At 56.9% G+C, this 19,108-nt stretch carries 18 protein-coding genes; 13 read left to right on the top strand and 5 right to left on the bottom strand.

What is annotated here, in order from left to right:
• Nucleotides 1-77: 77 nt before the first annotated feature.
• Nucleotides 78-800, bottom strand: coding sequence for a cytochrome c biogenesis CcdA family protein (locus tag J3362_RS13500; protein WP_285359621.1), 723 nt, complete (start codon nt 798-800; stop codon nt 78-80).
• 50 nt (nt 801-850) lie between these two features.
• A complete protein-coding gene (locus tag J3362_RS13505) occupies nt 851-1,363 on the bottom strand; it encodes a DUF411 domain-containing protein (protein WP_041338074.1) in 513 nt (170 codons plus the stop codon).
• A 784-nt stretch (nt 1,364-2,147) separates the two neighbouring features.
• On the opposite strand from J3362_RS13505, the gene J3362_RS13510 reads away from it, so the two are divergent.
• Nucleotides 2,148-2,606, top strand: coding sequence for a hypothetical protein (locus J3362_RS13510; RefSeq protein ID WP_041338076.1), 459 nt, complete (start codon nt 2,148-2,150; stop codon nt 2,604-2,606).
• Between the two features lie 41 nt (nt 2,607-2,647).
• Here the strand turns inward: J3362_RS13510 and J3362_RS13515 are convergent, their stop codons facing one another.
• Nucleotides 2,648-3,940: an ATP-grasp domain-containing protein gene (locus tag J3362_RS13515; protein WP_349520340.1), complete on the bottom strand. Its 1,293-nt coding sequence runs from the start codon at nt 3,938-3,940 to the stop codon at nt 2,648-2,650.
• A 188-nt stretch (nt 3,941-4,128) separates the two neighbouring features.
• On the opposite strand from J3362_RS13515, the gene J3362_RS13520 reads away from it, so the two are divergent.
• From J3362_RS13520 to J3362_RS13560, 9 genes are read left to right on the top strand one after another with little or no spacing between them, the layout of a single operon-like run.
• The gene (locus J3362_RS13520) at nt 4,129-5,199 is read left to right on the top strand and encodes a YncE family protein (protein WP_349520341.1); all 1,071 of its coding nucleotides are present in this window, start codon (nt 4,129-4,131) and stop codon (nt 5,197-5,199) included.
• Between the two features lie 41 nt (nt 5,200-5,240).
• Nucleotides 5,241-5,474: a DUF2933 domain-containing protein gene (locus tag J3362_RS13525; protein WP_349520342.1), complete on the top strand. Its 234-nt coding sequence runs from the start codon at nt 5,241-5,243 to the stop codon at nt 5,472-5,474.
• Nucleotides 5,467-6,132, top strand: a complete 666-nt coding sequence (locus J3362_RS13530; RefSeq protein ID WP_349520343.1) for an isoprenylcysteine carboxylmethyltransferase family protein — start codon at nt 5,467-5,469, stop codon at nt 6,130-6,132. The genes J3362_RS13525 and J3362_RS13530 overlap by 8 nt, the downstream gene beginning before the upstream one ends.
• Entirely contained in the window at nt 6,129-6,551 is a 423-nt protein-coding gene (locus J3362_RS13535; protein ID WP_349520345.1) for a c-type cytochrome, read from the top strand. Before J3362_RS13530 ends, J3362_RS13535 begins: the two co-directional genes overlap by 4 nt.
• A 41-nt stretch (nt 6,552-6,592) precedes the next feature.
• On the top strand, nt 6,593-7,339 hold the full coding sequence (locus J3362_RS13540; protein WP_108019662.1) for an outer membrane lipoprotein-sorting protein: 747 nt from the start codon (nt 6,593-6,595) through the stop codon (nt 7,337-7,339).
• Between the two features lie 9 nt (nt 7,340-7,348).
• A complete protein-coding gene (locus J3362_RS13545; protein ID WP_349520346.1) occupies nt 7,349-8,035 on the top strand; it encodes an ABC transporter ATP-binding protein in 687 nt (228 codons plus the stop codon).
• Nucleotides 8,032-10,539, top strand: coding sequence for an FtsX-like permease family protein (locus tag J3362_RS13550; RefSeq protein ID WP_349520347.1), 2,508 nt, complete (start codon nt 8,032-8,034; stop codon nt 10,537-10,539). The genes J3362_RS13545 and J3362_RS13550 overlap by 4 nt, the downstream gene beginning before the upstream one ends.
• Entirely contained in the window at nt 10,532-11,662 is a 1,131-nt protein-coding gene (locus J3362_RS13555) for a hypothetical protein (RefSeq protein WP_349520348.1), read from the top strand. The genes J3362_RS13550 and J3362_RS13555 overlap by 8 nt, the downstream gene beginning before the upstream one ends.
• A complete protein-coding gene (locus tag J3362_RS13560; protein WP_108019656.1) occupies nt 11,650-12,138 on the top strand; it encodes a hypothetical protein in 489 nt (162 codons plus the stop codon). The genes J3362_RS13555 and J3362_RS13560 overlap by 13 nt, the downstream gene beginning before the upstream one ends.
• Nucleotides 12,139-12,257: 119 nt before the next feature.
• On the opposite strand, the gene J3362_RS13565 is transcribed toward J3362_RS13560, so the two are convergent.
• Nucleotides 12,258-12,524, bottom strand: a complete 267-nt coding sequence (locus J3362_RS13565) for a hypothetical protein (protein WP_181259083.1) — start codon at nt 12,522-12,524, stop codon at nt 12,258-12,260.
• 149 nt (nt 12,525-12,673) lie between these two features.
• Nucleotides 12,674-12,958 carry a hypothetical protein gene (locus tag J3362_RS13570; protein WP_349520350.1) on the bottom strand — a complete coding sequence of 95 codons (285 nt, stop codon included), beginning with the start codon at nt 12,956-12,958 and terminating at the stop codon, nt 12,674-12,676.
• Nucleotides 12,959-13,173: 215 nt separating this feature from the next.
• On the opposite strand from J3362_RS13570, the gene J3362_RS13575 reads away from it, so the two are divergent.
• Genes J3362_RS13575 through J3362_RS13585 form a run of 3 tightly spaced genes read left to right on the top strand, consistent with a single transcriptional unit; the run spans nt 13,174 to nt 18,913 of the window.
• The gene (locus J3362_RS13575; RefSeq protein ID WP_349520352.1) at nt 13,174-14,493 is read left to right on the top strand and encodes a TolC family protein; all 1,320 of its coding nucleotides are present in this window, start codon (nt 13,174-13,176) and stop codon (nt 14,491-14,493) included.
• Between the two features lie 5 nt (nt 14,494-14,498).
• Nucleotides 14,499-15,794 (top strand): efflux RND transporter periplasmic adaptor subunit, encoded by a 1,296-nt coding sequence (locus J3362_RS13580; protein WP_349520353.1) that lies wholly within the window; start codon nt 14,499-14,501, stop codon nt 15,792-15,794.
• Entirely contained in the window at nt 15,791-18,913 is a 3,123-nt protein-coding gene (locus J3362_RS13585; protein ID WP_349520355.1) for an efflux RND transporter permease subunit, read from the top strand. Before J3362_RS13580 ends, J3362_RS13585 begins: the two co-directional genes overlap by 4 nt.
• Nucleotides 18,914-19,108: the final 195 nt, after the last annotated feature.

The following is a 19,108-nucleotide window of genomic DNA, read 5'->3' on the forward strand; positions in this document are numbered from 1 at the left end:
ACACGAAGAGGAATCTGTTATCGACCCGAAGCCATAAAAACCTCCCGGCATATTTGAGCCGGGAGTTTCTTTATCTACTAGCCCAGATCCCCCAGAACCGGAAAGGTGGATAGCATCCACGAAGCAAAGCGGGTCATCTGGCCGGTCAACACCATCACGCCCATTAACACCAGCCCCAGCCCCGCCACTGCCCTCAGTGGTCTGCTCCAACGACTGAATCCTCGCATTCGCTCGCGAAAGTGCTCGATGAACAGTGCGGTTCCAAGGAATGGCAGCGCCAGACCCAGCGAATACACCGCAAGATACAGCATGCCCGTTTCCGCGTTGGCATGGGTTGAGCTGAGTGCCAGTATGGCTCCGAGTATGGGGCCGATACACGGCGTCCAGCCGACGGCGAATGCCACCCCCAGCACGAAAGCGGCGGTCGGTCGCCCGCCCTCCAGCGTATGCCCTAGACGCCAGTCCCGTTGCAGGGCTGGCATGCTCCACCAGCTCAGCATGAACAGGCCCATGAGAATAATCAGTACGCCGGCCACCAGATTGGCTTCCTGACGGTAGGCCATCAGCCATTGCCCCAGAAGGCTTGCGCTTGCGCCCAGGGCAACAAATACCAGGCTGAAGCCGAGCACAAAACAGACACTCAGCCACAGGGCTTTGAGCCGGTTCGAGGCCTCGGTTACGGCACCACCGGTAACCACGGACAAGTAGCCCGGAACCAGTGGCAGGGTGCAGGGTGAGAAGAAGGACACCAGGCCGCCGAGAAAAGCGGCCAGGGTGCCCCAGGTTGCAAGGTCTGGCATTCAGAATCTCCAGAATCCGTGGTATTCCTTGCCGTTGGCAGGGACTGGTCTCAGTAATCGCTGTGTTCGCGGAATACGCTTTGCTGGCCGTTGGCGCGGAAGGCGATAACCTGGTAGTCGTCCTTCCGCCCGGTTTCCATGCCGGGACTGCCTTGGACCATACCCGGAACTGTCAGTCCGACGGTATTGAATTGGGGGTTTTCCAGGTAAGCGAGGATATCGTCCGCCGGCACATGGCCCTCGATTACCAGGTCACCGATCAGCCCGGTGTGACAGGAGGCTAGCTCTCCGGGTACGCCATGGGTCTGCTTGATCGCACTGACGTCGTCGGTATCGATTACCCGGGTCTTGAAGCCGCTGGCCTCAAGGTGCTCAACCCACCCCTCGCAGCAGCCACAGCTTGGGCTTTTATAGATGGTAATGGCAGGCCCGGCTTGGCTGATCGAGGCCGGAGGGGGTGATGTTTCGGCGGATTCGTTGGCCTGGATTGCCAGCGTGGTGGCGCCGGCGGCGAGCGCAATGACAGCTACGCCAGTGTAAAGGGCAAGTTTTCTGGTCTTCATGGTGATCTCCTGACAGGCTTGCCCGCCTATGACTCTGTGAAGCCGGCCCAGCCTGTTAATATGAATGTAAATCCGGTTTTCCGGGCGTTGCGGCCCACGGTGATGAAGCTGTGAGAGGATCAGGAGAGGGTGTCAGGAGGGGGCGTCAGGACATCGGAAATCGGGCTGCGGTAAACCGCCCAGAAAGGTATGGCGTCAACGTGGGCAGCAGTTTGAATGGAAGGCACTGATGTTGCTGTGGCCATGCCATAAACCGAAGCTGAAGCGCAGTGAGAGGCCGCCCGGTGACAATTTTGTTGCTCGGAGGTATCGCAATCCACAGCCATTTTGGAATGATTTATGCCTGAGGTACTGGCCCTGGTCTGGGTCATTCCGTCCCAGTCGGCTGCGCTGATGCTCGTGTTCGCCGCATCGGTATTCGCTACCCCGGCAAGCCTCTGAGTCGGGCCGCCGATTAACAGCAGAATGCTTAACAATGCTGCAAGGAATTGGCGAGAAGGCATGTTGGTTTCCATGAGTTGAACGGCTATAGCGATCCTGATGTCCCTCTTATTCAATATAAAACCTTTGATCTGGTCATACGTCAAGCTACGACAATGTTATTTTTGTCGGGCGATGAGGCATTTGATTGAGATCAACGTCCGAGCCGGACCGCTCTGGTCATTCAGTTTGAATTCAGGTGAATGTGGTTTGCTGGCAGAACGTCACCGACTCCCTCCTGGGTCCGAACAAGGACGTGTTTTTGCATCCAACATCATTAACCATGTGTAAGAGGTAATCTGGAATGGACATTAGAACATTTCGAGAGCTGATTGAGTGGACACGTGATCTTCATGCGAACCTGGCACGTTGCATGTCCCATTGCGCAACAAAGAATGAAGAGGAACGGGCAAGGGCGCTGTTGGACTACCTGGCAACCCATGAGTCCGAGATGGAGCGCATCGTAAACGAGTTTGAGCGCCAGGGAGATGCGAAGGCTCTGGAGACCCGAGTTATCGACTACCTCTCTCATAACCCGATCAAAACTCACCGAACCTGCGACGAGCCCTACGCAAAGCTGGATTTTGCTGGCATCTCCCGCGAGGTCTTTGACTTCCACGATCAGATTATTGATCTCTACAAGACACTGGTTGGAAAGGCCGAGATTCCAGAAGCAAAGGAACTGCTGGAATCACTGTTGACCATGGAGCAGAACGAATCCATGCGTCTCGCTCGCCAGGTAGGGCGCATGGACGACCTTTAAAGCAACCAAATAGATCGAGAGGCCAGGGTAAGCGGTAGTGATCACACCTGAAAGACGGGTGCGAACCCACCGCCTGGGGTACGAAAGTTAGTGGCCTGGCCTTGGTAAACCCGTGCAGCGGAAAGCAGAGGTTGCCCAGCATAGGTGTACAAACGGATATCGACCTTTCTGGTGGTGACCGTGCCATCCACTCTCAGCGTGCGTTCTCCGGCGGGAACGAAGTTCTGCGCGATGTAATCACCCTTCAGGATCTCTTCGAAAACGCGGCGGGTTAGTTTTTCGCCCCGATAGACGCCCTTGCTGCCATGGCCCGCTACCGGTTTGAAAAACAGTTTACGCCGGTTGCTCCACAACTCCGCCTCATCACTTGCTGAAACCAGCCGGGTCTTCGGTACAGCTCTATCCAGAAATCCTGCCTCGGTTTCACTCAGGCCCCAGTCGCGCAGGGTTTGGGCATCAGATAGCAGGATCAGGTTCCGTTTGTCGGCCATAAGCGCATGGGCGCGTGGATTGGGCGTGACGACCGCCGCGCCGTCGAGGTAGGCGCGCCTCAGCGCCCCAAGAGCCGGGGCCTCCAAGGCAAAATCCACCAGGCGGTTGTACACCATGTCGATAGGCTTGCCGTGGGCGCTCAGAGCGCCATCAACATACTCAAGCTCCGATGGGTTGAGGATCAAGGTCTCAATACCTCTGGCCTGGAATAACTGCTGGGCCAGTTGGAATTCCGGGAACATAAACTGGGATTCTGGGGCATCGTCCACAATGGCCAGGCAACCGGGCGTCGAGTCGCCACCTTGCCGTTGCCACTCCTGCTGGAACATGGCAAACACCGCGTCCTCGAACCCATCCAATGCACGGTTGGTGCCAGCGGTCTGCTGGGACGGGTCACAACATCGGTGTTGAGCCCGGGCCAATACCGTGTTCAGAAATGCGCCGCCGGCGTTGGTGTTGATTTCGATCAGCTGAGGTCCGTTCTCGCCCAGGTGAAAGTCGTAGCCCATGAAGGCCCCGATGGGGCCTGGATCAAAACCGGCGATGCCGGGCGCCCAGGACAGAGCTCGTTCCCGGTAGAACGGAAGCTCGGCAGCCGATTCGATCGCCTGAACGATCCGCTCCATCGTCGCGATGTCCGCCCGGGGTACAAAAACCGGCGTGTTTGAAAACAGGTGGTGGAGCTCGGGAACCGCCGACGATTCGTTCCCGGCGTCTGAAAACTGCTTTTTGAGGGTATCGGTGAGGGCTTTCTGATCAAGAGTGATGCAGTAACACTGCCGGTTGAGCTGGTCGGCGTGGGTTTTGGTTGTTCGCTGGTTTTCCTGGGGCTCGTATTGCATTGGTCGTCCATGGTCATTGTGAATCGTTCCACCTTGATTCTGGTCAAACGGATGCATGTTTCGCAACTGTTTTCAGGCCTGTTTCAGCTTGGTGTGATGGACTGCCAAGTAATGACCATGCCTGTTCGGGATCTTGCTAACCGGGCGAGGAAATCTTACTGAAACTCTCTGACCAAAAAGGGCACGCTATGAAACATTCGTTTCGCAAGCAGTGGATTGCTGGAATTACGGCCAGTGTCGCTATGAGTTTTTCGCTGATGGTGGCCGCAGACACGAACCGGGCATTTGTTCCCATGGGCACAGCGGATGCCGTCGGCGTTATTGATCTGGAAAACCGCAAGGTGACGTCGTCCATTGGCGGCACACGGAATACCCACGGTTCGGCACTGACCCCGGATGGCCGGTATCTGGTGGTGGGTAGTTTGTCGGCGCATGATCGTCAGGAGCCGGTTAGTCGCCCCGAAGGCGTTTCAGAAGATGAACACGCCGCTCATCATGGGGGCGGGAAGTCTACTGAATTGGAAGCAGGGAGTACCGGGCTGCTCTATTTGGTGAATACGGCCACAAAGACGATTGACCGCAAACTGGAAGTGCCGGGGCCGGTGCACCATGTGCTGGTGACTTCCGATGGTCGCTATGCCGTTTCCACGCATCCTGCTAGTGGCAGTATCAGCGTTGTGGATCTGGATTCCGGTCAGTTGGTCAAAACTGTGGCGACGGGGCCGGCCCCCAACTATCTGGTGCAAACCGACGACGGCCAATCCCTTCTGGTCAGCAATACCGGTAATGGCACGGTCAGCGAAGTGGATACCGAGCACTGGTTCGTCGAGCGCAATTTGCGGGTTGGCGGCAACCCAGAGCATATGGTGCTTGCCCCCGGCAACCAGCGGCTCTACGTGAATGATGCTGCATCCGGCCAGGTTCTTGTCCTTGAGCTTGCCAAAGGCGCGGTGGCGGACCGGTACGAGGTTGGCGAGGCGCCCCATGGCGTTGGCTTGAGCGCAGATGGCCAGACCCTCTATGCCACCAGCCAGGGCGGCAACCAGGTGGTCCGGATTGAGCTAGCCAGCGGCGCCCGCCACACCAGGCCGCTGGCTCCTGCGCCCTATCATCTTGCGGTCTCTCCCTACGATGGCCAGCTACTGGTGACCAGTCGGGCAGAGAACAAGCTTTGGGTGCTCGACCCGGAATCCCTCGATGTGGTTGATGAGATCGCGCTGAGCGGCATAGGCCATCAGATATCCCTTGAAGCCCATTAGTACTCTGTTCTGACAATGTTTTTTTCGCAAAGGAACCGCTCATGGATCGACGCTTTAAAATTACCTTGGCAATATTTGCCGTTATCGCACTGGTTTTACTCTGGGGAGAACACAAGGTTCATCTGCTTGGCGCCTTGCCTTGGCTGATACTGCTTGCTTGTCCGCTGATCCATATTTTTATGCACGGAGGGCATGGAGGGCATGGAGGACATGGCGGACATAACCACCACCAGGCAGAGCAACCGGGAAAGAGTGGAGAGCAGCGTGATGACTGATGGTGCATCGGATTATGGCCTTTGGAGCCTGGTGGTGCTGAATTCGGCGATTTTCATATTCTTCGCCTTCAGTTTCTTCAAACCACAGACCCGCCGGGACTGGCGTTCGTTTGGTGCCTTCAGCGCGTTTCTGGTGGCACTGTTCACCGAGATGTACGGGTTCCCGCTGACGCTCTACTTCCTCTCCGGCTGGCTGCAGAGCCAGTATCCCGACGTTAACTGGTTGGCTCACGACAGTGGCCACTTGCTGGAAATGCTGTTTGGTTGGAAGGGTTCCCCACACTTTGGGCCGTTTCATCTCTTGAGCACAGTGTTTATTGGCCTCGGGTTTTATCTGATTGCGGCTGGCTGGCGTACCCTGTACGCCGCGCAAAAGGCAGGGCAGTTGGCCACAACCGGCCTGTATGCCCACGTTCGCCACCCCCAGTATTCCGGCTTTGTGCTCATCATGTTCGGTTTTCTGCTGCAATGGCCCACGCTGCTGACGCTGGCCATGTTCCCGGTGCTGGTGTGGATGTACTCGCGCCTGTCTATTCACGAGGAGCGTGAAACAGAACAAGCGTTCGGCTCCGATTGGCAGGCCTATGCAGCCAGAACTCCCCGTTTTATTCCGCGATTGAGGAATTTGAGGCGCAAGGAAATCGAGGAACAAGAATGATGCATGTGGTAACTATCTCAGTAGGCGTTCTTTTGGTCGCGCTAATCAGCGGCTGCGGTAAACAGACGGTGGATGACCGCTGGTACACACAGGCCCAGGTCGAGCGCGGCGCAATGGTCTTCGACGACAACTGCGCAAGCTGCCATGGCGGCAATGCCCAAGGCGCTTTCAATTGGAAAAAGACCCTGAGGGATGGCTCCTATCCGCCGCCACCGCTCAACGGAACGGGCCATGCCTGGCACCATTCGTTCGACACGCTGATGGGTACGATCAATCAAGGTGGCGCCCCCATGGGTGGGAAAATGCCGGCCTTCGCAGGCGAGCTCTCCAGGGACGATCAAAAAGCCGCTATCGCCTATTTCCAGAGCAAATGGGAAAAGCGGATCTATGAGGCATGGTCTGAAAGGAGTGGGCTCTGATTTCTCTGGGTAATCAGACGATTAACTCAAGGAGGCAGTGTATGAAATGCTTATGGGTGGTGGCTTTTCTAAGTGTTTTTCCGGGCAGTGCGCTGGGTGGTGCGCCCTCGGCGGAATCATTGATTGAGGGGATGGAGGCCACCCTGTGGTCGGACAGCAACCACGGCCGTTTCACCATGCGTATAGAAACCGAATACTGGACCCGGGAACTGGACCTGGAAGCCTGGATGGACCGGCCGGACAAAACCCTGATCCGCATCCACGCCCCCAGGAAGGAAGCCGGCATCGGCTCGCTACGGATAGGTGATGCCATGTGGAACTACCTGCCCAAGGTGGACCGCACCCTCAAAATCCCGCCCTCGATGATGCTGCAACCCTGGATGGGCTCGAACTTCAGCAACGACGACCTGGTCAAGGAAAGCTCGTTTGTTGATGACTACACCCATGAAGTGACCGGCAGCGAAGAGCAGGGCGGGGCGACGACCTATCGCGTGGTTTCCACCCCCAGGCCCGACGCGCCGGTGGTCTGGAGCCGCCTGGAATTCCAGATTCGTGACGATCACATTCCGGTTGCCATGACCTATTTCGGCGAACGGGACCGGGCGATCAAGACCATCACCTACAGCGACATTAACAGTCTGGGCGGCCGGAAAATCCCCACCGTCTGGACCATGGTGGATGCGGACAACCCCAAGTCCCGCACGGTGATTGAGATTGACGCCATCGAGTTCGATCTTCCGCTTGACGACGACCTGTTCACCCTGCGCCGCTTGCGCAATCCACAGTGAGGCATGCTCATGACGCTTGTGAATGTCGAACACACCTCCCGCATCTACCGCCAGGACAGCGTTGCCGTGAAAGCTCTGGACGATGTGTCGGTGGCCATCGAGGCCGGGGAGTTCACCACGCTGGTGGGGCCGTCCGGCTCCGGCAAGACCACACTGCTGAACCAGATCGGAGCGCTGGATGAGCCGTCCTCCGGTAAAATTCAGATAGATGGCCAGGAGATCACAGGCCTGAGCCGCAAGAAGCGAACCGTCCTGCGCCTGTGGAAGATCGGCTTTGTGTTTCAGGAATACAACCTGATTGGCGTGCTTTCGGCCCAGGAAAACGTGGAATACGTGCTGATGCTGCGGGGTGTGCCCTTTGGCGAGCGCCGCCGGCAGGCCCGGGCGATCCTGGCTGACGTGGGGCTGGGCGGGCTGGAAACCCGGCTGCCCAATGAGCTCTCTGGCGGCCAGCAGCAGCGGGTGGCGGTGGCCAGGGCCATTGTCAGCAAACCGGCCATCGTGCTGGCCGACGAGCCCACGGCCAATCTGGATTCCAAGACTGGCGCGGCGCTCTTGGACATGATGCGCCGACTTAACGACGAGCAGGGCGTCACCTTCGTTTTTTCCACTCACGATCCCATGGTTATGGAGCGTGCCCGGCGGGTGGTCTATCTCAAGGACGGCCAGATCGAACGCGAGGAACGCCGCCCATGATGGCCTGGCTGCGGCTGGCTCTCGGTAACCTGCGGACCAACCGACGGCGCACGGGGATCACCCTGTTATCGCTGACCGTGGGTGTGGCGGGCCTGGTGTTTCTGTGGGCGTTCATCGACGGCATCAACGCCCAGATGATCAACAACATGACCGGCTATGTCACCGGTGATCTCAAGGTTCACAAGCGCGGCTTCCATGACGAACGGGAAATGAACATCGCCCTGCCGCAACAATGGAATCTGCCTCAGGCGGTGGCCGAAACCGAAGGGGTGACGGCCGCAGCGCCGCGCCTGACCGGCCACGCCCTGGCCAGCCTGGCCGACCAATCCCGGGCGATGCAGGTGATCGGCGTTGACCCTGCCCGGGAAAAAGCGCTGACGCGGCTCGACCGCTCCCTGGTGGCAGGTCGCTACCTGCAATCTGGAAACGAAATCCTGCTCGGCACTGGCGCGGCCCAGGCTATGGAAGCTGAGGTGGGCGACGAACTGGCGCTGGTGGTGCAGGCCGCCGACGGCTCCATCGGCGCAGATCGTTTCACCCTGGTGGGGGTGTTTGAAACCGGCGTCAAACGCATAGACGGCCAAGTTGCCCAGGTTCCCCTGGAGGCGGCTCAGGCCGTTTACGCGCTCTGGGGCCGGGTCACTGAAGTGGCCGCCCGGGTGGACGACCCCGACCAGTTGCAAAGTGTGATAGACCGCCTGCAACCGCAATTACAGGCGCGACAGGTGGAGGTGCTGGGCTGGCCCGAGCTGATGCCGTCTTTGGTGCAGATGGTGGACTTTCACAATGCCGTGACCTACATCGTTATCCTGGTGGTGTTTGTGGTGGTGGCCGCCGGTATCGTCAACACGATCCTGATGTCGGTGATGGAGCGCGGGCGGGAGTTCGGCGTCATGATGGCGGTGGGCACCTCGGGTTCGCGCATTGTGCAGTTGGTGTTGTTGGAGACTGCGCTGCTGGCCCTGGTGGGTTATGCCCTCGGCCTGGCCCTTGGGCTGGCGGTAACCGCCTACTTTGCCAGCCATGGCCTGGACTTCACCGCCTACATAAAGGCGATGGATACCATGCCCGGCCTGAGCGGCATCGTCTATCCCGCCACCAGCCCCGATCGCTGGGCGATCATCGGCGTGGTGGTCATCGTGGTGGCCCTGCTGGCAGCAATACTGCCGGCCTGGATTGCCAGCCGTCATACGCCCCTGGAGGCTATGGATGCCCACCGCAGTGCCACCAACCGGTTACGTCGCATCCATAGCGAGGTGACGTCTAACCGGATGGTCGTGATCTTTGCCCAGATGGCCCTCCGTTCGGTCTTCCGCAACCCTCGCCGTTCGCTCATCACCGCCTCGGCCACGGCCTTCGGTCTGGCGGCCTATCTGTTTCTCTACGGTTTTGCCGACGGCTTCTTTGAGCAGATGATCCGCAATTCCACCCAGCAACTGAGTGGCCACGTTCAGGTGATGGCGAAGGGGCACGATGTGGACCTTTCGCCCCAACTACGCATCGACAATGTGAGCGCACAGCTGACGACGCTGGGCGATCAACCCGCCGTTCAGGCCGCCGCCCCGCGTATCCTGCTGAAAGGCATGGTGGCCAATCCCAAAACCAGCCAGCCCATGGAGTTGGTGGGCGTGGCGCCGGATCAGGAGCAGCAGGTTACCCAACTGGCCCGCTACATGGTGGAAGGCCGGTACGTTCAGGCTGGTGGTGATGGCGTCGTCATCGGTCGAAAGCTGGCGGACGAGCTGGGCGCCCGCCTGAACGACAAGCTGGTGGTGACCGTTCAGCAGGCCGGCGGTGACCTGGCCTCCGGCGCCTATCCCATTCGTGGCATCTACCGCACCGGCAGTGACCTGTTCGACAGCGAATACGTGTTCTTGAACATCGCCCAGGCCCGCCAATTGGCAGGGTTCGCCCCGGACCAGGCCTCGCGCATCGCCCTGCGGTTGCAGGACCGCACTCAGAGCACGCCGCTGGCCGGACGGCTCAATGGCGAACTGGCCGATACCCAACTGATGGCCCAGGACTGGGAAACCCTGTTGCCGGTGGTGGTGCAGATGATCGAGATGACCCAGATCGACTTTTACCTGATTCTGTCCGTGGTGTTCGTGGTAGTGGCCATCGGGGTGATGAACACCATGGTGATGTCGGTGATGGAACGCACCCGGGAACTGGGGGTCATGCTTGCCCTGGGCACTCGGGGCAGCCAGTTGGTGCTGACCATCCTGTTCGAGGCGTTGTTCCTGGCGTTGCTGGGCATGGTGGCGGGCACAGTGCTGGGCGGGCTGCTCGTCACCTGGCTGAACCGCAGCGGCATCGACCTGTCTGCCATCGCTGGCTCCTTCGAGACCATTCCCGGCATCACCGACAAGGTGTACCCGGTGCTCATCATCGACCATGTCTGGTTGCCCAGCCTGCTGCTGTTCGCCTGCTCGGTGCTGGTGGCGCTGTACCCGGCACGACGGGCGGCCCGGCTGGACCCAGTGGAGGCCATTCGCCATGGTTAGGCGGTTTCGTCCCATTCTGGGGCTGCTGGCGGCACTTTCAGCGTCCGGGGTCCAGGCGGATTTCAGCCATTCTGGCTCCCTCAAGAATCAGACAGTGGGTTCACGCTCGCTGGTGGACGGTGACCCTTACCTGTCCAATCTGACCCGGCTGCGCCTGGAGCCGCGCTACCGCCAGGTCGATTGGGCTCTGGAGGCGGCCTACGATCTGGAGCTGCTCACCGGCAGCTTCCTGGATTCACCGGAATTCGAAATTCTCAAGAGTGCGCCGGACCCGCGCTACTGGACGCTGCAAGACGAACTCCACGATTCCGGTGATCTGGTCGCCCGCCACCAACTCTACCGGGGTACCGTGCAATGGCGCTCGCCGGTAGGCGACTTCCGACTGGGGCGTCAACAGGTCAACTGGTCCACAGCCCTGATCTGGAACCCCATGGACATCCTCAATCCTGTCAGCCCTCTTCAGTTAGAGCCCGATGAACGGATTGGCGTAGACGCCCTGTTATGGGATAGATCCTGGGGCGCAACCGGCCGATTCAGTGCCGTTCATGCACCGCAGGATAGTAGCGAGAATGCCAGCACGGCGGCGCGGGCCAAGCGTTTTTTCGCCGGCGTTGATGCAGGATTGATGGTGGGTGAGTTCGCCGACGTCACCAAAGCGGGTTTCAGCGGCAGTGGCTCAGTGGCTGGCACCGGTTGGCGTTCTGAGCTCGTCTGGAGCGAGCCGGATGCCGGGGACAGCTACTGGCAAGGAGTTGCAGATTTGAATTGGGCATTTCGCAACGGACTCAACCTGGCCGTTGAATATTTCTACAATGGTCGGCCCGTATCACCGGGACTTCCTGGCTTGGCCGGCCTGGTGTCCACGCAACCAGTCTATGCAGGGCGCCATTATGCCGGGCTTCTGGTATGGCAGGATATCACCCCCTTCTGGCAGTATCGGCTGGTGACCATCCGGAATGTCGATGATGCCAGTTGGGTGCTTTACCCGAGATCCACGTGGATACTACCGCTGAGCCACGAGATCTATTTCACTGCTGGGGCCCAGTGGTTCGGGGGTGACAGAGAGAGCGAGTACGGGAAATTGGAAGCGCTTGGGCTGATGGAGGTTCAATGGTTTTTCTGAATAGTACCTACCGGCCAGGAGCCGCTGTTGTACTCGTTCTGATGATCTGGGGCGTCAGTTTTTTTCTGCACTTTTTCTGGGAAATGGTGCAGGTTCCGTTCTTCACCGATATGACTGAGGCCCGTCATTTGGATGTGGTGTGGTTATGCACCCGCGCCACTATCGGAGATGCCAATATAGCCATCGGCGCATATGCCGTTGCGGCATTGATATCAAGGGACTGGTTTTGGGCAGTGAGCGGCTGGAGACGAACCAGTCTGTCGGTTTACCTTGCAGGCGGACTAGTTGTAACGATCGTTTTTGAGTATTGGGCGACAGGGGAAGGTGAAAGGTGGAACTATAGTGAGTTGATGCCCGTGCTCTCATGGACAGGCACCGGGGTGCTCCCTCTCGCTCAATGGGTCTTCCTGCCACTGCTAACGGTATTAGTCGTCGAATGGATGTTTCTTGGATGGTTGACCTTGAGAGCCAAATGAAAGATTCACTATGGAAACTGAGGGGAGGTACCTTTAAAAGTTTAAATATTCAATAAATAGTCGATCACCTTTTATAAAAGGTGATCGACTATTTATTTACTTAATAATCACTGCTTTTATCAGGAATGAGTATGACCCATGGAATGGGCATCTGAATCCTTTGCTTCGTAATTTAAATGTCGTAACTCACCCCGGATTACCTGATGCTTACCCATATGCCGATCGCTTTGTTTGTTTTTCATACAGTGCATTTGCGTACTTTCGGTGCTGGCTGTTTTGTTCGGGTAAGTGCGCGCTTCATTAATCCGGTCGGCCAACCCTGAATTGGCAGTGGCCATGGTAGAAAATAAAGTGGCAGCTGCTGCAGCAATAATGATTTTTTTCATGATGCTCTCCTTAATAACCTTAAACTGTTCAAGAAATTCAGTTCAGTTTCAGGTTTCTGTGGTTTACTTGAGCGTGATCAGGGCGTCGACTGCTTGAAGCCCGAGCCAGCCGACGCTTGTGTCTCCACGAGTTGACTTTACCGCAATGATTACCTTGCGGTATTTTTTTGGCTTTGCTTCAGCGCCTTATGATAAGCCCGGCCTTCATCCGTCATCATTTGCACGCGAGCCTCAAAACCTCCTTCAGACATCGCATAACGTGTCATTTCTCTATGTAAACGCTGCATATCTTCATTCTGAAGTATTTCTTCAACAGATGATTTATCCATCATTTGGTTGTGCATAACTTTCATGTCCTTACTGTCTGACATGTTGCCGGCAAGCACGGATGTTGAAACGGTAACTGCTGCTGCAAATATAAGTACATTTTTCATAATCACACCTCCTGATTGGTTGATGTGCTAATTAAAACATCGGTTTCTGAATTGATCCTGAAATTAAGATAAAGAATTCAAAAAAAGTAATTTTATTCAGGAATAACAGCGGTTTGATATAAATCAAATTAAACCATTTTGATCTGTAATTCAGTTTGGTTTCAGATAAGCGCTATAAGATTGCGTTTCAGAAATAATTCAATGGAGATTTTAAATTGTCCCTTCTTCTTCGCCTTATAAAGCCGGCCTTCCTCGGTGCTCTGCTTTTAACCAGTCTGCCCGGTTGGGCGGTACCCAGACTTGAATTGACGGGCGCAATTGATGCGGCTATCGAGAATGATCCCTGGCTGCGCCAAAGTGTTCAGATGCAGAGTGCTCTGTTGGAAGAATCTATTGCCGATGGCGCACTCCCGGACCCCCGGATGACGATTGGTGCCGCGAATTTGCCCACGGATACTTTTGATACCGGACAGGAGGCAATGACTCAGGCCACCATTGGATTTACCCAGCGAATTCCGCGAGGCAATAGCCGCCAGTTGGCCAGCGCAAAAAAAGAGGAAATGGCCGGCGCTCAGCCTTTTCGACGCGAAAACCGCCGGGCGCTGGTCATGGAAACGGTGACACATCTTTGGCTTGAGGTCTGGCGATCTGAGCACAGCATCCGGTTGATTGAAGGCAACCGGGGGTTGTTTGAACAGTTAGAGGACGTCGCCGAGGCGGGGTATACCTCTGCAACCATGGGTTCCAGGCAGCAGGATGTTATCCGTGCCTCGCTGGAGCTGACGCGACTTGAGGACCGGCTGACGGCGCTGCATTCGCAGCAGGCAGCGAGTCGCGAGGCTTTGGCAGAATGGATCGGCCTGGACCAGGCCCAACTTTCAGTCACGGACGATGTACCCCATGAGCTGCTGAGAGTGTTTCCTCTGGGCTGGGCTGAAACCTCCACAGAGATTGTGATCCGTCACCCGTCAATCCGCGCCACTGATCAGTTGATTGATGCGCAGACTGTTGATGTTGACCTGGCTCGTCAGACCTATAAACCGGAGTGGTCAGTATCTGCTCAATACGGGTATCGGGAGCGGGCTCCTAACGGTCAGGACAGGTCCGATCTGTTTTCTGTAGGCATTGGTTTTGATCTCCCGATTTTTACCGGCAACCGGCAGGATCGAAAACTGAATGCATCAGTGGCGCGACTGGAGGCGGCAAAAACAGAGCGTATTTTGCAGATCCGGGGACTTCAGGCCAAAGCCCGTGCTGCCGTGGCCCGGATCGAACGGCTTGATGACCGCATAGAACTCTATGAACAGACACTGCTGCCGCAAATGGAAGAGCAGGCAAGCGCCGCACTGACGGCTTACAACAACGATGATGGCGACTTCGCCGAAGCGGTGCGAGCACGAATTGCAGAGCTTAATACCCAGGTTGAGTTGATACAGATGATGGCCGAGCGGGCCAAGAATCTGGCGAGTTTCCGTTATCTGACGACCGACACTTCCGACATACCTTCCTTTTCACTGAATCGTTACCAGGACTGACCATCATGGCTAATTTTGCTCGCCCTTTGGGCTTTGTATTGCTCGGCGGTCTCGCCGGTGCAGGGGCCACGTACTGGCTTGATACTGATGCTCCTTCGACGCCTGCAGCTGAAATGGCAGCTTCAGGCCCAAAGGAGCCGCTGTATTGGGTAGCCCCGATGGACCCCAATTTCAAAAGTGAAAAACCCGGAAAATCACCGATGGGGATGGATCTGATCCCGGTATACGAGGAGGGTGGGTCGGCTGAGGATCCAGCCGGCACGGTCCGTATTTCACCAATGGTCGTGAACAACCTTGGGGTCCGCACGGAGCCGGTGATTCAGGGACGCCTGCCCAACAACGTCACTACAGTAGGCTACGTGCAGTACAACGAAGACGAGATGGCCCACGTGCACCCTCGTGTTGAAGGCTGGATCGAAGCGCTCTATGTAAAAGCCGAGGGCGAGCCTGTTGAGCAAGGCAAGCCATTGTACACGCTGTACTCGCCCACCCTTGTAAATGCGCAGGAAGAACTGCTTCTGGCGATGAACCGCGGCAATCAGAGACTGGTTGATGCTGCTACCGAGCGATTGGTGGCGCTGAATGTACCAGCTAGCCTGATCAGCCAACTGCGTCAAAACCGCGAAGTGCAGAGAACCATGACGGTTTACGCTCCGGGTTCCGGGGTGATCGAGAATCTGAATGTTCGTGAGGGTATGTTCATCAAGCCCGGAGACCGGGTTTTATCGATTGCCGCACTGGACGAGGTCTGGGTTATCGGTGAAGTGTTTGAAAGCCAGCTTTCCGCCGTAGAGGCCGGTAACCGGGTGCAGATGACATTGGATTACATGCCCGGTCGCGAATGGCGTGGAAGTGTGGATTACGTCTACCCTGAAGTGAACCCGAAAACCCGGACGGCGCAAGTGCGGATGCGCTTTGATAACGATGATGGCGCCCTGATGCCAGGTATGTTCGCCCGCCTGGATGTTCAGGGCGAACGGGGACCGCGGCAGTTTCTGGTGCCGCGGGAGTCGGTCATCCGCACCGGACAGAGCGACCGACTGGTTCTGGCGATGGAAAAGGGCGCCTTTAAGTCGGTTAACGTGACCGTTGGGCGCGTCGGCGACAAGTATGCGGAAATACTCAATGGCCTCTCGCCAGGCGACACGGTGGTCACATCCGCCCAGTTCCTGATCGATTCGGAATCCAGCAAAACCTCGGACTTCCAACGGATGTCATCGCCTCAGGATATGGATGAGCAGGGGGTGGATCATGAAGGCATGGATCACAGCACCATGAGCCATGGCGGAGGCGAGTCATGATTGCCGCTATTATTCACTGGTCTATTCGTAACCGCTTCCTGGTGTTGCTGGCGACGTTGCTCATCACAGGGCTCGGCCTTTATTCGCTGAAACAAACTCCGGTGGATGCTCTGCCGGATCTGTCCGATGTGCAGGTCATTATCAAAACCAGTTTCCCGGGCCAGGCGCCGCAGGTGGTGGAAGACCAGGTGACCTACCCGATGACGACAGCCATGCTCTCGGTACCGGGCGCGAAAACGGTCAGGGGATACTCGTTCTTCGGTGACTCCTATGTTTACGTGATCTTCGATGAAGACACCGACATGTACTGGGCCCGCTCCCGGGTACTGGAATACCTGTCCCAGGTTGCGCCCAGCCTGCCAGACTCTGCAAGGCCTCAGCTCGGGCCAGACGCTACCGGAGTTGGCTGGGTTTACCTGTATGCGTTGGTAGACCGCACTGGGAACCAGGACCTAAGCCAGTTGCGCAGCCTGCAGGACTGGTTCCTGAAGTACGAACTGCAAACGGTGCCGGGTGTCTCTGAGGTGGCTGCGCTAGGCGGTATGGTGAAGCAGTACCAGGTCAAGGTCAGCCCGGAAAAACTCAGGGCGTTGGGAATTCCTCTGGCTCACATTCAGAACGCCATCAAGAGAGGCAACCAGGAAGTGGGCGCTTCCGTCATCGAGATGGCCGAGGCGGAATACATGGTGCGCACGTCCGGTTATATAAAGTCCCGTGAGGATCTTCTGTCGATTCCATTAGGACTCGATGACAACGGTACCCCCATATTGCTGAAAGATGTGGCCAGCGTTGAAGTTGGCCCGCAGATGCGGCGTGGGGTTGCCGAACTGAATGGGGAAGGTGAAACCGTCGGCGGTGTTGTGGTGATGCGCTTCGGTGAGAACGCTCAGGCAACCATTAATGGCGTGAAGGCGAAACTGGAAGACCTGAAATCCAGTTTGCCTGAAGGCGTCGAGGTGGTGACGGTTTACGATCGCTCTGGTCTGATTGAGCGGGCGGTCAGCAATCTCGGGTTCAAGCTGCTTGAAGAGTTTCTGGTGGTGGGCCTGGTGTGCATTATCTTCCTGTTCCATGTCCGCTCGTCGTTGGTGGCGATTCTCAGCCTGCCGGTTGGCATTCTGGCGGCCTTTATTGTCATGCACTGGCAGGGAATCAACGCCAACATCATGTCACTCGGGGGGATTGCCATTGCGATCGGGGCAATGATTGATGGCGCCATCGTCATGATCGAGAACATGCACAAACACATGGAGCGAACCCCGTTAACCCCTGAGAACCGATGGGAGGTCGTGGCCAGATCGGCCTCTGAGGTCGGACCAGCGCTGTTTTTCTCGCTTCTGATCATCACTGTCAGTTTTGTGCCGGTGTTTGCGCTGGAAGCGCAGGAAGGGCGGATGTTTTCGCCCCTGGCGTTCACCAAGACCTACGCCATGGCGGCGAGTGCGGCCCTGGCGGTGACGCTGGTGCCGGTGCTGATGGGCTATTTCATTCGTGGCAAGGTGCTGCCGGAGCACAAGAACCCCGTGAACCGTCTGCTGGTTGGCGTTTATATGCCGGTTCTGAAGCTGGTGTTACGCTTCCCGAGAACGACGGTTATTGCTGCGTTGCTGGTATTGGCTGTGGGCCTTTGGCCAGCCACCAAAATCGGTAGTGAGTTCATCCCGCCACTGGATGAAGGCGACCTGATGTACATGCCCACCACCTACCCGGGCATTTCCATTGGTAAGGCACGGGAACTGTTGCAGCAAACGGACAAGCTGATTGCCACCGTCCCCGAAGTCGAAACCGTGTTCGGCAAAGTGGGGCGGGCGGATACCGCTACCGATCCGGCGCCATTGACGATGATCGAGACCTTCATCCAGCTCAAGCCGAGGGATCAATGGCGGGAAGGCATGACCACCGAAAAGCTGAAGCAGGAGCTCAATGCTCTGATTCGGTTCCCGGGGGTAACCAATGCCTGGGTTATGCCGATCATCACGCGCATCGATATGCTGGCAACGGGTATTAAAACGCCGGTGGGCATCAAGATTGCCGGCCCGGACCTTACCGTCATTCAGGATATCGGTAAACGCCTTGAGGAAGTCATGGTCGACATACCCGGCACAGCGTCTGTTTACTCTGAGCGGGTCGCTGGTGGCCGCTACATCAAGGTGGATATTGATCGTGAGCGTGCCGCTCGTTATGGGCTGAATATCGCGGATGTTCAACAGGTTGTGGCCTCGGCGATTGGTGGCATCAACGTTTCCCGAACCATCGAGGGACTTGAGCGGTATCCCATTAATCTTCGTTATCCGGAAGATTACCGGGATTCGCCCGAGAAGCTGGAGCAACTGCCCATCGTGACCGCATCCAGCCAGCGCATTGCCCTGGCAGATGTGGCGGAGATCGGCGTGGAGGATGGCCCGCCGGCCATTAAGAGTGAGAATGCCCGCCTGAACGGCTGGACCTTTGTGGACATTGAGGGTGTCGACGTAGGCACCTATGTTGAACAGGCCATGGTTACCGTGAGTGAAGAGCTGGATCTACCTCCCGGTTATTCAATCAACTGGTCTGGTCAGTATGAGTACATGCTCCGTGCGAAGGAAAAACTGACCTATGTGGTGCCGTTAACGCTGGCCATCATCGTCATCCTGCTGTTTCTTAACTTCCGCCGTTTTGCCGAAGTGGGAATTATTATGGGCACGCTGCCGTTTGCGATGATCGGTGCTATCTGGCTGATGTATCTGCTTGGCTATAATTTCTCGGTAGCCGTCGGTGTCGGTTTCATCGCGCTGGCCGGCGTTGCCGTGGAGATTGGAGTGATCATGTTGGTGTATTTGAACCAGGCCTATAACGCAATGCTGGAAACGTGTGAAGACAAAGGGCTGAAGCCAAGGCGAGAAACACTTCGCCATGCAGTACTACACGGTGCCGGTATGCGGGTTCGGCCGATCATGATGACGGCGGCCGCCATTATCGGGGGGCTTGTGCCCATTATGATTGGCACCGGTACAGGGTCGGAGGTGATGGGCCGGATTGCGGCACCCATGGTGGGCGGTATGATTTCCGCCATCATTCTGGCGTTGCTAGTGATTCCTGTGCTCTTTTATCTCTGGAAACAGCGAACTCTTAGTGAGTAACGCCGATAGCAAGGTGCCAGGATTCGGCCTGGCACTTTGCTATCATTCCTGATTTCGTGAACTGAAAGAAACAGTGCCTGAAATTTAACTTATGCGCCTTGTATTCAGTTGCTTAAAAAGGCTCGTCTATACCGGTTACCACGATGATTCCTTTGGAATGGGGCTGCATGCAGGGGCGTTTTTTGGGCAACTCGG

Origin of the sequence: Marinobacter sp. NFXS11 (genome assembly GCF_040148675.1) — a bacterium.
Classification (GTDB): domain Bacteria; phylum Pseudomonadota; class Gammaproteobacteria; order Pseudomonadales; family Oleiphilaceae; genus Marinobacter.